Source organism: Sphingomonas sp. PP-CE-1G-424 (assembly GCF_004341085.1).
Taxonomy (GTDB): domain Bacteria; phylum Pseudomonadota; class Alphaproteobacteria; order Sphingomonadales; family Sphingomonadaceae; genus Sphingomonas.
Genome location: NZ_SLXW01000002.1, coordinates 905,669 through 919,139, shown reverse-complemented (window position 1 = coordinate 919,139; position 13,471 = coordinate 905,669). Strand labels below are relative to the sequence as shown.

General features: G+C 66.2%; 11 protein-coding genes. 8 read left to right on the top strand and 3 right to left on the bottom strand.

What is annotated here, in order from left to right:
* Positions 1–131: 131 nt before the first annotated feature.
* Positions 132–1,475 carry a sugar MFS transporter gene (locus tag C8J43_RS09360; protein ID WP_133030621.1) on the bottom strand — a complete coding sequence of 448 codons (1,344 nt, stop codon included), beginning with the start codon at positions 1,473–1,475 and terminating at the stop codon, positions 132–134.
* Between the two features lie 137 nt (positions 1,476–1,612).
* Between C8J43_RS09360 and C8J43_RS09355 the strand changes: the two genes are divergently transcribed.
* From C8J43_RS09355 to C8J43_RS09340, 4 genes are all read left to right on the top strand, one after another.
* Complete coding sequence (locus C8J43_RS09355) at positions 1,613–2,758, top strand: aldose epimerase family protein (RefSeq protein ID WP_133030828.1); 1,146 nt, start codon at positions 1,613–1,615, stop codon at positions 2,756–2,758.
* Positions 2,759–2,782: 24 nt separating this feature from the next.
* A complete protein-coding gene (locus C8J43_RS09350; RefSeq protein WP_133030620.1) occupies positions 2,783–4,585 on the top strand; it encodes an IlvD/Edd family dehydratase in 1,803 nt (600 codons plus the stop codon).
* A gap of 298 nt (positions 4,586–4,883) precedes the next feature.
* A complete protein-coding gene (locus C8J43_RS09345) occupies positions 4,884–5,873 on the top strand; it encodes a LacI family DNA-binding transcriptional regulator (RefSeq protein ID WP_133030619.1) in 990 nt (329 codons plus the stop codon).
* Between the two features lie 143 nt (positions 5,874–6,016).
* The gene (locus tag C8J43_RS09340) at positions 6,017–7,249 is read left to right on the top strand and encodes an MFS transporter (protein ID WP_133030618.1); all 1,233 of its coding nucleotides are present in this window, start codon (positions 6,017–6,019) and stop codon (positions 7,247–7,249) included.
* Between the two features lie 15 nt (positions 7,250–7,264).
* On the opposite strand, the gene C8J43_RS09335 is transcribed toward C8J43_RS09340, so the two are convergent.
* Both C8J43_RS09335 and C8J43_RS09330 read right to left on the bottom strand, forming a co-directional pair.
* A complete protein-coding gene (locus tag C8J43_RS09335; RefSeq protein WP_133030617.1) occupies positions 7,265–9,679 on the bottom strand; it encodes a TonB-dependent receptor in 2,415 nt (804 codons plus the stop codon).
* A 133-nt stretch (positions 9,680–9,812) separates the two neighbouring features.
* Positions 9,813–10,904 carry a Gfo/Idh/MocA family oxidoreductase gene (locus tag C8J43_RS09330; RefSeq protein ID WP_133030616.1) on the bottom strand — a complete coding sequence of 364 codons (1,092 nt, stop codon included), beginning with the start codon at positions 10,902–10,904 and terminating at the stop codon, positions 9,813–9,815.
* 22 nt (positions 10,905–10,926) lie between these two features.
* On the opposite strand from C8J43_RS09330, the gene C8J43_RS09325 reads away from it, so the two are divergent.
* The 4 genes from C8J43_RS09325 (at position 10,927) to C8J43_RS22535 (ending at position 13,425) form a co-directional block, all read left to right on the top strand.
* Positions 10,927–11,838, top strand: coding sequence for an aldo/keto reductase (locus tag C8J43_RS09325; protein ID WP_133030615.1), 912 nt, complete (start codon positions 10,927–10,929; stop codon positions 11,836–11,838).
* On the top strand, positions 11,835–12,902 hold the full coding sequence (locus C8J43_RS09320; protein ID WP_133030614.1) for an LLM class flavin-dependent oxidoreductase: 1,068 nt from the start codon (positions 11,835–11,837) through the stop codon (positions 12,900–12,902). Before C8J43_RS09325 ends, C8J43_RS09320 begins: the two co-directional genes overlap by 4 nt.
* A gap of 129 nt (positions 12,903–13,031) precedes the next feature.
* Positions 13,032–13,214: a hypothetical protein gene (locus C8J43_RS09315; RefSeq protein ID WP_133030613.1), complete on the top strand. Its 183-nt coding sequence runs from the start codon at positions 13,032–13,034 to the stop codon at positions 13,212–13,214.
* Between the two features lie 79 nt (positions 13,215–13,293).
* Positions 13,294–13,425 (top strand): hypothetical protein, encoded by a 132-nt coding sequence (locus C8J43_RS22535; protein ID WP_279388829.1) that lies wholly within the window; start codon positions 13,294–13,296, stop codon positions 13,423–13,425.
* Positions 13,426–13,471: the final 46 nt, after the last annotated feature.

Here is a 13,471-nt window from a genome sequence, read left to right as displayed (position 1 = left end):
GTCAGATACACCAACGCCTCGACCAGCCGGAAGCACGATCGAGGCGTATATATCGTATAAGTGCATCCGGCAGAATAGTCCGACATGACGGCGAGCAACGGTACCCCCTGCCCGCGTCGTCATGCGGCCGATTATGCGACGGTCTGATCGGGCAGCGGATCGGTGACCTTGGAGCCCCATACCGCGTAGAACAGCACATAGAGTTCGCACGCCGCGGTCAGTAGGAACGACGACTGCAGGCCGTAAGTGTCCGCCAGCCAGCCCTGCACGATCACCAGCGCACCGCCGGCGATCGCCATGATCAACAGCCCCGAGCCCTCCTCGGTCAGCGGTCCCAGGCCCTTGATGCCGAGCGTGAAGATTGTCGGGAACATGATCGAGTGGAACAGCCCGACCGAGATCAGCGCCCACATCGCGACATGGCCGGTGGTGAAGGTGGCGATCAGCATGACGACGCACGCGCCGATGCTGGCGATCGCGAGCACGCGTTCGGCGGGCACCGTGCGCATGACATAGCTGCCGACGAGTCGGCCGACCATCATTCCGCCCCACAGGATGAACAGGTAATGCGACGCCTGTTCGTGGCTCAGATTGCCGATCTGCGGCTGGCTGACGAAGTTGATGAACAGGTTGGCGACGCCGATCTCGGCGATCAGGTAGATGAAGATCGCCGGGATGCCGAACACCAGGTTGCGGTGCGACCACAGCGACAGGCCCTTGCGCGCCTCCTTGGCGGAGCGCTGCGTCGACGATCCCATCGCCGGCAACGGGAACCGCGCGATCACCACCGCGAGCACGACGAGGAAGCCCGCGACGATCAGATACGGCAACACCACCGACTGCGCATCCGCGAGTCGCTCGGCGGCGGTCAGCGTCGTGGTCGATCCGGCCGCAGCCGTGCCCGATGTGGAACGGCCGAGGATGAGATAGCCGCCGAACAGCGGTGCCAGCGTCGCACCCGCCGAGTTGAACGCCTGCACCAGGTTCAACCGCGACGACGCGGTCTCGGGCGGACCGACGACCGCGACATAGGGGTTGGCGGCGACCTGCAGCAGCGTGATCCCGCTGGCGATGATGAACAAAGCAACGAGGGTAACGCCATAGGACGGGATCCGCGCGGCCGGCACCATCAACAGCGCACCGCCCGCCATCAGCGCGAGGCCGAACACCATCGACTTCTGATAGCCGATCCGCTCGATCAGCTTGGCCGACGGGATCGACGCGAAGAAATAGGCGATGAACCAGACGCTCTCGATCAGCGTGGTCTGCGTATAGCTCAGGTCGAACACGCTGCGCAGGTGCGGCAGCAGCGTGTTGTTGATGACCGTGATGAAGCCCCACATGAAGAACAGGCTGGCGAGCAACGTCAGCGCCGAGCGATAACTCGGCCCCGCGCCCTGCGCCCCCGCTCCCGCGGCCTGCGCGGTAGCCTGCCCGGCAGGTCGTGCGTGTGTCGGTTGTATCGGCATCGCCATGATCGTCCATCCTCCGTGCCATGTCGGCGACCGATCGACAGTCTTTTACCGCATGGCTTGCTCAGAAATATATTGTCGGACTATATACCCCGACAAGGCGCGTCAACGGCGTCGGACGATTAAGGATGGGAACCGAAATGCGCGCATTGGGGACGACGGGGATCATCGTGGCAACGTTACTGGCGATCATGCCGACACAGGCCGCGTTCGCCGCGGAGGCGAAGCGTTCGCCTGCGGGCACGCTGCAGGACGGCACCGCGATCGAGGCGATCACGCTCAGCAACGCGCACGGCGTCTCGGCGCGCGTCCTGTCCTACGGCGCGACGCTGCAATCGCTGATGGGCCCGGACCGCAGCGGCAAGATCGCCGACGTCATGCTGGGCTATGACGACCTGGCCTCCTATGTCGATCATCCCAATTTCTTCGGCGTGACCGTCGGCCGTTTCGCCAACCGCATCGCCGGCGGCCGCTTCACGCTCGACGGCAAAGCCTATCAATTGCCGCTCAACGACAAGGTCAACTCGCTGCACGGGGGCGGCAAGGGGTTCGACAAGGTCGCTTGGAAAGTGCTCTCGTTGAAGAGCGGCCCGACCGCGACCCTCGTGCTCGGCTATCGCAGCCCCGATGGCGACTCCGGCTATCCCGGCAACCTCGATGTCACCGTCACCTACACGCTCGACGAAGCCGGCAATCTCGGCATCGCCTATGACGCGAAGACCGACAAGCCGACGATCGTCAACATGACCAACCACGGGATCTTCGATCTCGGCGGCGAAGGCTCGCGGATCGGCACTTACGGCCACCGCCTGACGATCCCCGCCAAGGCGATCACGCCGGTCGACGACAAGCTGATCCCGACCGGCGTCCTGCAACCCGTCGACGGCACGGTGTTCGACTTCCGCGCCGGCCGCATCGTCGGCGATGGCATCCGCGACGGCCGCGACCAGCAGATCCGCTACGGCCACGGCTACGATCATAATTTCGCGCTGGACAAGGGCCTGACCGCCAAGCCGGAACTGGCCGCGCGGCTCGAGGATCCGGCGTCGGGCCGCGTTCTCGAAGTGCTCACCACGGAGCCCGGCGTGCAGTTCTACACCGGCAATTTCCTTGACGGCACGTTCGTCGGCAAGCACGGCCATCTCTACCGGATGGGTGACGGGATCGCGCTCGAACCGCAGAAATTCCCGGACGCCCCGAACAAACCGAACTTCGTCTCCGCGCGCGTCGATCCGGGCAAGCCGTATCACCACGCGATGATCTACCGCCTTTCCGTCGCCCGCTGACACCCGATCTCCAGAAAGCCCCCGATGACCGACATGCCCAACCCTCTCCAGAAGCTCCGGAGCCGCGCGTGGTTCGACAACCCCGAGAACATCGACATGACCGCGCTCTATCTGGAGCGCTATCTGAACTTCGGGCTTAGCCTCGAGGAACTGCGTTCGGGCAAGCCGATCATCGGTATCGCGCAGACCGGCAGCGACCTGTCGCCGTGCAACCGCCACCATCTCGTGCTCGCCGAACGTCTGCGGGAGGGCATCCGTGAAGCCGGCGGCATCGCGCTCGAATTCCCTGTCCACCCGATCCAAGAAACCGGCAAGCGCCCGACCGCCGGGCTCGACCGCAACCTCGCCTATCTGGCGCTGGTCGAGGTGCTCTACGGCTATCCGCTCGACGGCGTCGTGCTGACGATCGGCTGCGACAAGACCACGCCGGCCTGCCTGATGGCGGCGGCGACCGTGAACATTCCGGCGATCGCGTTGTCGGTCGGGCCGATGCTCAACGGATGGCACAAGGGCGAGCGGACCGGCTCGGGCACGATCGTGTGGAAGGCGCGCGAACTGCTCGCGACCGGCGCGATCGACGATGAGGGCTTCATCAAGCTCGTCGCGTCGTCGGCGCCATCGACCGGCTATTGCAACACGATGGGCACCGCGACGACGATGAACTCGCTCGCCGAGGCGCTCGGCATGCAGTTGCCCGGTTCGGCCGCGATCCCTGCGCCGTACCGTGATCGCCAGGAGGTCGCCTATCGCACCGGCAAGCGCATCGTTGACATGGTCGCCGAGGACCTGAAGCCCAGCGACATCCTGACCAAGGAGGCGTTCCACAACGCGATCGTCGTCAATTCCGCGATCGGCGGTTCGACCAACGCACCGATCCATCTGGCCGCGATCGCGCGCCATATCGGCGTCGACCTGCCGATCGACGACTGGCAGACGCACGGCCACAAGGTGCCGCTGATGGTCAACCTCCAGCCCGCCGGCGAATATCTCGGCGAGGATTATTATCATGCCGGCGGCGTACCCGCGGTGGTGGCCGAGCTGATGAAGCAGGGCTTGATCCACGAAGACGCGATGACCGCCAACGGCAAGACGATGGGCGACAATTGCCGCAACGCGACGATCGAGGACGAGCGCGTCATCCGCCCGTTCGCGACGCCGCTCCTCCAGGACGCTGGCTTCATCGTGCTGCGCGGCAATCTGTTCGACAGCGCAATCATGAAGACCAGCGTGATCTCGCCGGAATTCCGTGCACGCTATCTCAGCAATCCCGATGATCCCGAGGCGTTCGAAGGCCCTGCGGTCGTTTTCGACGGGCCGGAGGATTATCACCACCGGATCGACGATCCCTCGCTCGGGATCACCACCGACACGTTGCTGTTCATGCGCGGCGCGGGCCCAATCGGCTATCCGGGTGCGGCCGAGGTCGTCAACATGCGACCGCCCGCGTATCTGATCCGCGAAGGCGTCCATGCGCTGCCGTGCATCGGCGACGGGCGCCAGTCGGGAACGTCGGGGTCGCCATCGATCCTCAACGCCAGCCCTGAAGCGGCGGCGATGGGCGGCCTCGCGCTGATCCGCACCGGCGACCGCGTCCGCATCGATCTCGGCAAGGGTACCGCCGACGTGCTGATCTCGGCCGACGAACTCGCAGAACGCCGCCGGACACTGACCGCAGCGGGCGGCTATGCGTATCCCGGCTCACAGACCCCGTGGCAGGAAATCCAGCGCGCCACCGTCGGCCAGTTGCAGACCGGCGCGATCCTCGAAGGCGCCGAGAAGTACCAGCGCATCGCGCAGACCATGGGCCTCCCCCGCGACAACCACTGATCGCGGTACGTCGCGCCCACGCCTCTTCCCCCCTCCCTGAAAGGGAGGGGTCGGGGGTGGGTCGGCTTACGCATTATCGAACGTCGGCAGCACAAGCGGGCCTACCCACCCCCAGCCCCTCCCTTCCAGGGAGGGGAGCCTGTACCGCCCGGGGATAGGTCCGCGGGATGTCGTAACGCTACAATTCCCGCGACCCGAGGCTTCTGGCCCCCACACCCAACGCCCCGCCCAATCTAACCGATTGCCCAACGCAGTCGTCGATGCGAAACAATGCCATGACGCACGGACAGCATCGACGGTGAAACGGGTCACGATACGCGACGTCGCGACCGCCAGCGGAACGTCGATCAAGACCGTCAGCCGCGTCCTCAACAAGGAGCGCTATGTCGGCGGCGAAACGCGCGAGAGGGTCGAGCGCGCGGTGGCCGACCTGAACTTCCGCCCCAGTTTCGCTGCGCGGACGCTCGCCGGGCATCGGTCCTTCCAGGTCGCTCTGGTCTGCGACAACCCCAGCCCTGCCTATGTCTATGCGATGCAGCAGGGCATCCGCGACCGGTGCGAAGTCGATGGCGTCCGCGTCCTCACCCAGCCCTACGACCGGGGCTCGCCGCGTCTGCTCGCCGATCTCGACGCGCTGATCGCGACCAGCGGCCCCGACGGGATCATCCTGACGCCGCCGCTGTCGGACAACGACGAAGTACTGGCGCTGCTCGCGGCGCGCGCGATACCCTTCGTCCGCGTGTCGCCCGGAACGCGAGCCGGCCTCGCGCCGGCGACGTTCATCGACAACGTCACCGCCGCGCACGAACTGACCGCGCATTTGCTCGAGCGTGGCCACCGCCGGATCGCGCACATCGCCGGCCCACGCGACTATGCGACGAGTGCGCAACGGCGTGCCGGCTACGAAGCCGCGCTACTGGCGGCCGGCATCGCGCGCGAGACCGAACTGATCGTCGAGGGGCGCTACGACTTCGCCAGCGGTGCGGAGGCCGCGGAAGCATTGCTCGCGCTCCCCTCCCCGCCGACCGCGATCTTCGCGGGCTCGGACGAGATGGCGGCGGGTGCGCTGATGGTCGCGCACCGCCGTGGCCTGCGCATTCCCACCGACATCGCGATCGCCGGGTTCGGCGACGATGCCCTGGCGAGCTATGTCTGGCCTCCGCTAACGACGGTCCGCCAACCGGTCCGCGACCTCGCCTGGCAGGCAGCGGATCTGCTGCTGAGCCGTGCCGCCCCCGACGAACTCCGCGAGGTCGCGCACGCGCTGATAGTCCGCGCCTCGACCTGACCGATCAGCCGCGGGGGCGCTTCGCATGCCGGGCGACGTTGCGGACTGACGCCGGGGGCGGCATGAGGGCGCATGCGACAAGGGTCGAGCGCGATCGAACGCGCTATGCCATCGCTATCGGACTGTCGAAATCAGGAGAGCCTATGTCCACCGATCGTCGGCGCTGGATCATCGTCGCGCTCGTCTTCGTGGCGATCATGCTGAACTATGTCGACCGCCAGATCCTCTCGCTGTTGAAGCCGACGCTGGAGGCCGAATTCCACTGGTCGGACCAGGATTACGCCAACATGCTGTCGGCGTTCCAGGTCGCGGCTGCGGTCGCGTTCCTCGGCACCGGCTGGTTCATCGATCGCGTCGGGCTGAAGCTCGGGTTCGCGCTCGGGGTCGCGGTGTGGAGCCTTGCGGGGATGGCACACGCGGTGGTCAGCAGCGTTGGCGGCTTCATCGCCGCGCGCGTCGTGCTCGGCGGCGCAGAGTCGATCGGCACGCCCGCCGCGGTCAAGTCGGCCGCGACCTATTTCACGCAACGCGAACGCTCGATCGCGCTCGGCATCGGCAACACCGCCCCCAATATCGGCGCGGTCATCACCCCGCTGATCGTCCCAGCGCTCGCCGTCGCCTATGGCTGGCGCGCAGCGTTCCTCGCGGCCGGTGCACTCGGGCTGGTCTGGGTCGTGGTCTGGTTCTCTGTGCGGATTCCCGCGGTCGCAGAAAGCAGCGTGCGGCCCGCGCCGATCCGCTGGTCCGATCTGTTCAAGCGCCGCGAAACCGCCGCGATCGCGATCGCCAAAGTGCTGTCCGACCAGGTCTGGTTCTTCATGCTCGCGTGGCTGCCCGACCTGTTCCATCGGATGTTCGGGCTGCCGCAGGGCACCGTCGGGCTCCCCGTCGCGCTCGCCTATGCGATGGCGGCGGCGGGCGCGTTGACCGGCGGCTGGCTGCCGACCAGGCTGATGGCGCGCGGCTGGAGCGTCGATCGCGCGCGCAAGGGCACGATGCTGCTCTACGCGCTGCTCGTCCTGCCGGTGACGTTGGTGCTGGTGGTCGACGATGCCTGGTCGGCGGCGCTGCTGCTCGGCCTCGGGCTGTTCGCGCATCAGGGGTTTTCGACCAACGTCTTCGCGCTCGCGACCGATATCGTTCCCGCGCGCGCGGTCGGTTCGACGATCGGGATCGCGGCGTTCTGCGGCAACATGTGGTCAATCGTGCTGATCCAGCTGGCCGCGGTGTCGCTCGCAGCGGGCTATGGCTATGGCCCGCTGCTCGGCGTCTGCTCGGTGTCCTATTTGCTCGCGCTGGGGCTGGTGCAGCTCATCATCCCGACCATCGTCGCGGTGCCGGACGATGGGTCGGACGTCGTAGTGATGGCGCACTGACGTCCGACCTCAAGGTCAGAAGTTGATCCGGCCGGTCACCCCGTAATAGCGATCCGCCTCGCGCGGGATGATGTAGCGATAGGCACCGCCCGGCCCGCCGCTCGTGATCGCCGAGGCGAAGCTCGTGTCGAACACGTTCTTGACCGCGAAGGTCAGGCGGAACCGGTCGTCGCGCTCGACGATCCCCGCCGACAGGTCGAGCAGGCCATACCCCTTGATCGTCGTCGCCTCGCGGACCGCGGCGCTCGCGTCGAGCTGCGAGATCTGCTTCGACTGGTAGCTGCTCTGGGCACCCAGCGCGAAGTCGATCCGCCCGCCGGTGCGATAGCGATAGTCCGCGCCCAGCGACCCCTTCCATTTCGGCGCATAGCCGAGCGGTGTGCCAGACGGCACCACGCCCGTCGTCACGCCGTTGGTCGGCACCTTGAACTGGTCGATATGCGCGTCGGTATACGCGAGCCCACCCGAAAAGCTGAGGTCGCGGACCGGCTGGAACACCAGATCCAGTTCGCCGCCGCGCGTCGAGATCTCGCCCGCATTGGTGAACCGGGTCACCAGCACGCCTGCGACGATATCGGGGTTGTTCGCCTGGAAATTATGATATTTCGCGTAGAACGCCGCGAGGTTGACGACCAGCTTGCCGCCGAACAGCGTGTTCTTCAGGCCGAGTTCGTAGCTGTCGGCGGTCTCCGGCGCGATCACGTTGGTGCCGGTCGCGGTCAGGTTGTAGAAGATGTTGAACGCCGGCCCCTTATAGCCGCGTGAATAGGTGGCGTAGGCGGTCGACTGCCGGACGATGTCGAACTGCACGCCGCCCTTGCCCGACCAATTGTCGTTGGTGGTCTTGGCGGTGAACGGCACGCCGTTCGAGGACGCGACGGCCTGCGTCGCGGCAAGGTCGGGGCGGATGCCCTGCCCGACCAGCCGGACATACGCGTCGTTCACGCCCTGGTCGAAATTGGGGTTGATGCCGGGGCCGGTCAGCGTCGTGCGCCGGATATGCGACACGTCGAGCTGGTCGGTGGTGTAGCGGATCCCGCCGATCAGGCGCAGGCGATCGGTGAGCCGCAGCGTCCCTTGCCCGAACAGCGCGAAGTTCTTGAAGACCGAACCGAACTCCGCAGTCCCGGTCGGCCGCGTCGTGACCGTGCCGGTCGTTCCGCACGGGATCAGTACGGTCGTCGAGGTCGCCCCGGTGCAGGCGATATCGTTGCGGGTGAACGTGCGGTCGGTCTCGGCGCGCGAATAATAGGCGCCCAGCACATAGCTGAAGAACTGGTTCGACGGCGACGTCAGCCGCAGTTCCTGCGTCAGCGTATTGCTCACCTGCGGCCCGAAATCATGCAGCTGGTTCAGCCCGACATAGGCCCGCGGCAGCCAGTCGCCATCGCGGATCTCCTCGTTGTCGTACTCGCGGTACGAGCCGATATAGGTCAGCGTCTGGTTGCCGAGCGTCCAGTCGACCTGACCCGAAGCCCCCCAACTCTTCTCGTTCGAGCGCGTGACCAGATCCTGGTTGATCACCCGCGACTTGTCGCCTCGCGGCGTCGGCAGGACGGTGGCGGACAGGGTGTTAGGCACGGTACCGATCACCTCGGCGCAGCAATTGTCCTTGCTTCGGCGATAGTCGGCGATCAGCGTGATCGTCAGGTTGGGCGTCGGATCGGCGACGACGATCCCGCGCACGCCGTAATGCTTGTAGCCGTTGACGCGATCATTGCCCTGCGCGAGGTTGCGGATGTTGCCGTCGTAATGCCCGTAAAAGCCCGTGATCCGGCTCTTGATGATCCCCGAGATCGGCAGATCGACCGCGCCGCGCACACGATACTCGCTGCCGTTGCTGTAATACCCGCCCTCGACATAACCGCCGAAGTCGTTGCCGGGCCGCTTGGTGACGATGTTGATGACGCCCGCGCTGGTGTTCTTGCCGAACAACGTGCCCTGCGGTCCGCGCAGCACCTCGATCCGGTCGACGTCGATCAGGTCGCTGAACGCTTCCCCGGCACGGCTGTAGACCACGCCGTCGACCACCGTGGAGATCGACGGCTCGCCGGCGATCGAGAAGGTCGAGGTGCCGACCCCGCGCAGGAACAGCGACTGGTTGATCGCGGTGCCCGACTTCCGGAAGTTCAGCGTCGGCACGAGGTATTGCGCGCTTTCGAGGTTGGTGCCGCCCTTGGCGCTGATCGCATCGCCCGAGATCACCGACACCGCGACCGGCACGTCCTGGAGACGCTCGGATCGCTTCTGCGCGGTGACGACGATGTCGCCGGGCTGGTTCTGCGCGCCCGTAGCCAGCGCCTCGGAAGCTACAGCCGGCGCAGGCGGGGCCGCATCGGTCGGCGGTGCCGCCGGCGCCTGTTGCGCAAATGCGGGGGCGGCAATCGCCAGCGCGGCCAGGGCGACGCCCGTCAACAATCCCGTGTTCAAATCGGCTCTCCCTTTTCCTACCTGACCGGTAGGTTATATTTCTAACGCCGCCTTGTCGTCGGCGGTTCGTCTTTGGTCCGGGCAAGGCCTGCTATCGTCGAACCCGACGTCAAACCGGGCGTCGAACCCGCCGTCAGAAGTCCAGTTCGCGCATTTCCACGACGCGGTGTTCGCGCGCGCTGATCTCGGCCGCGGTGCCGATCGCGACCGCCATCAGCCCGTCGCGCGCCGTCACTTCGACGGCCCCCTCGCCGCGCACCGCCGCAATGAATTTCTGGTGTTCGTAGAAGGTCGACCCGTGATGGCTGCCCGCATCGAGTGCGACCGGATCGACCGCGACGACGCGGCGCGTCGCCCGCTTGGGATTGCGAAAGCCGACGCGCGGCGAATGGATCAACGCCCCCTCGGGGATCAGCACTTCCAGCCGCGCTGCATCGCCGACCGCGGCGATCTCCTCCTGGTTCTCCGCGCCGTCGGCGAACATCGACAGGTCGAGCATCGCACGCACGCCATTGGCGAAATCGATCGTCGTGTAGCTGTTGTCGATGATGTCGGGCCGCGCGCCGTCATAGCGCTCGTCGAGATGGTTCACGTCCATCGCCCCCGAGCAATAGACGCGCACCGCTTCCGACCGCGTGATCAACCGCATCAGATCGAAGAAATGGCAGCATTTCTCGACCATCGTGCCGCCGGTGTTGCGCGCGAACCGGTTCCAGTCGCCGACCTTGGCCAGGAAGGGAAAGCGGTGCTCGCGGATCGACAGCATCTTCAGCGCACCGATCGCGCCACCGTGGATCTCGTCGATGAACGCGGCGGCGGGCGGCATGTAGCGATATTCCATCGCGGTCCAGAACGGCGCTTCGCTCGCCTCTGCCTGTTCGACGATCCAGCGCGCATCGTCGATCGTCGTCGCGAGCGGCTTTTCGCAGAGGATCGCGATGCCCTCGCCGAACAGCGGCGTCAGCACGTCGCGGTGCGTGTTGTTGGGGCTTGCGACAATCACCGCATCGACCAGACCGCTTTTAGCCAGCGCGCTGGAGTCGGCAAAAGCAGTCACGCCATCCGCCCGCGCGCCCAGTGCTTCGCGGGCCCAGCCAAGCGACGCCTCGGTCGGATCGGCGATCGCGGTCACGACCGCGCCGGGCGTGACCGCGAGGTTGGCGAGATGCTCCACGCCCATCATCCCCGTGCCTACCAACCCGTAACGGACTTGCTCAACCGGCATTCGCCCCCCTATCATGACAACGATGTCTGACCTTCATGTTACACCTGATTCGCGTCCCCTCGGCAAGAGCGGAATCCTCGTCTCACCGGTCGCCTGGGGCATGTGGCGGTTCGCCGGCAACACCGAGAGCGAAGGCCGTGCGCTGATCGACGCGGCGTTCGAGGCCGGCGTGACGCTGTTCGACACCGCCGATATCTACGGGTTCGACGGCAGCGGCGGGTTCGGCGATGCCGAGGCGCTGCTCGGCCGCATCTTTGCCGCATCGCCGGGTTTGCGCGATCGCATGGTGCTCACGACCAAGGGCGGCATCACCCCACCCGTGCCCTATGACTCCAGCCGCGACTATCTGATGTCCGCGCTCGATGCGTCGCTCAAGCGGATGCAGGTCGAGCAGGTCGATCTCTACCAGATCCACCGCCCCGATATCCTGACGCATCCGCACGAAGTGGCGCGCACGCTCGAGGACATGGTGACGTCGGGCAAGGTGCGCAGCATCGGCGTGTCGAACTACACGTCGGCGCAGACCGCGACGCTCGCATCGTTCCTGACGAACGTGCCGATCGCGACGCAGCAACCCGAATTTTCTCCGCTGTTCCTCGATCCGATGACCAACGGACTGTTCGATCAGGCGATCGTGAACGACATCGCCGTTCTTGCCTGGTCGCCGCTCGGCGGCGGCAGGATCGCCAAGCCGACGACCCCGCACGAAACCGCGGTCGCGGATGCGCTTGACGCGGTCGCGGCGAAGTTCGGCGTCAGTCGATCGGTTGTCACCTACAGCTGGATCATGGCACATCCAGCGCGCGTGATCCCGATCGTCGGCACGCAGAACGCCGGCCGGATCGCCGAACTGCGCGACGTCTTCAAGGTCGTCTGGTCGCGCGACGACTGGTACGCGGTTCTGACCGCCGCGCGCGGAGAGCCACTGCCATGACGACCGGCCCTTGCGAGGTTTCATGGTTCTCGGCGCTCTGCGATGACGATTACGAATTCCTTGGCCAGCCCGACCCCGCGTTGGCGTCCAGCTGGGAGCATTGCCGCGATATCGTGATGCAGGCCGAAACCGGCGGGTTCGACAATATCCTGCTGCCGTCGGGTTATGCGCTCGGGATCGACACGACCGCGTTCGCCGCGGGGATCGCCGCGTTGACCAAGCGGATCAAGCTGCTGATGGCGGTACGCGTCGGTGAATCCTGGCCGCCCCAGCTCGCGCGCCAGATCGCGACGCTCGACCAGATGACCGGCGGCCGCCTGACGATCAACATCATCTCCTCCGACCTGCCCGGCGAAACGCTCGCCTCGGCGCCGCGCTACGCCCGCACGGTCGAGGCGATGCACATCCTCAAGACGCTGCTCAACGGCGAGGCGCTCGATCACCAGGGCGAATTCTGGCAGCTGAAGGTCGATCCGCCACGCATCCGCACGGTCTCGGGCAAGGCGCCCCTGCTCTATTTCGGCGGCCTGTCGCCCGACGCGCGCGAGGCGGCGGCCAAGGGCTGCGACGTCTTCCTGATGTGGCCCGACAAGAAGGAGACGATCGCAGCGATCATCGCCGACATGACCGCGCGCGCGGCCGCACACGGCCGCACGCTCCGCTTCGGCTACCGCGCACACGTCATCGTCCGCGATACCGAGGCCGAGGCGCGCACCTATGCCGACCGCCTGCTGTCGAAACTCGACGCGCAACAGGGCGCCGAAATTCGCGCGAAGTCGCTCGACTCCAACTCGGCCGGTGTCGCCGCGCAGGCCGCGCTCCGCGAAACCGCCGCCGACGACGGCTATGCCGAGGAGAATCTGTGGACCGGCGTCGGTCGCGCACGCTCGGGCTGCGGCGCAGCGATCGTCGGCGATCCCGATCAGGTGCTTGCCAAGCTGCGCATGTACCAGGACATGGGGATCGAGGCCTTCATCCTGTCCGGCTACCCGCATGCCGCGGAGGCCGACCTGTTCGCGCGCCACGTCCTGCCGCGTATCGACCACGCTCCGCTGGCACGCTGATCCTGCGAGGATCGCCGCCGCGTCGGCGCGTCCGCGCCGACATTTATACCCGTGACATTAGTAGTTTCCGATCGCTCGCAGCGTCGGAAACAGCCGTAGGCACGCCCGTCTAAACCACGGGTGGTAGCCATGACGGATCTGCACGACGGCGGCGCAACGGCCGCGCCTGACGACTTTATCGAAGACGACGCGGCGTATTTTCGCACGCGCGCGGCATGGCATCGTGCCCGCGCCTCGGTCGCGCTGGACTCGCCAACACGCAACCTCCATCAGAAATTTGCGACGCTGTATGAAGCGCGTTCGCTCTCCTGACGTGGTACATCCCGCTTAGTATTTGTGAGAAAAGTACCAGGAACCAATCGGTTAGGCTCGGGTTTATCCGCCTGATCCGATGGCACATCGCTTTCGGACGATCGCTGGAGCGTTGCCGATGAAGCGCCTGTTCGAAATCGCCGAGGTCTCGACCTCGCGCGGACCGTCGCCCGCCGCACTGCTCCCTGGTCGCGACGCCGCAGCCGGGTGACGGCGGCATCCTGTTTCAGGATCCGCCCCCTCTCCGCTTCGACATC

Coding starts and splice junctions, on each gene's coding strand:
- C8J43_RS09360 (WP_133030621.1), bottom strand. CDS start 1,475: ATGGCGATGCCGATACAACCGACACACGCACGACCTGCCGGGCAGGCT.
- C8J43_RS09355 (WP_133030828.1), top strand. CDS start 1,613: ATGCGCGCATTGGGGACGACGGGGATCATCGTGGCAACGTTACTGGCG.
- C8J43_RS09350 (WP_133030620.1), top strand. CDS start 2,783: ATGACCGACATGCCCAACCCTCTCCAGAAGCTCCGGAGCCGCGCGTGG.
- C8J43_RS09340 (WP_133030618.1), top strand. CDS start 6,017: ATGTCCACCGATCGTCGGCGCTGGATCATCGTCGCGCTCGTCTTCGTG.
- C8J43_RS09330 (WP_133030616.1), bottom strand. CDS start 10,904: ATGCCGGTTGAGCAAGTCCGTTACGGGTTGGTAGGCACGGGGATGATG.
- C8J43_RS09325 (WP_133030615.1), top strand. CDS start 10,927: ATGTCTGACCTTCATGTTACACCTGATTCGCGTCCCCTCGGCAAGAGC.
- C8J43_RS09320 (WP_133030614.1), top strand. CDS start 11,835: ATGACGACCGGCCCTTGCGAGGTTTCATGGTTCTCGGCGCTCTGCGAT.
- C8J43_RS09315 (WP_133030613.1), top strand. CDS start 13,032: ATGACGGATCTGCACGACGGCGGCGCAACGGCCGCGCCTGACGACTTT.
- C8J43_RS22535 (WP_279388829.1), top strand. CDS start 13,294: ATGGCACATCGCTTTCGGACGATCGCTGGAGCGTTGCCGATGAAGCGC.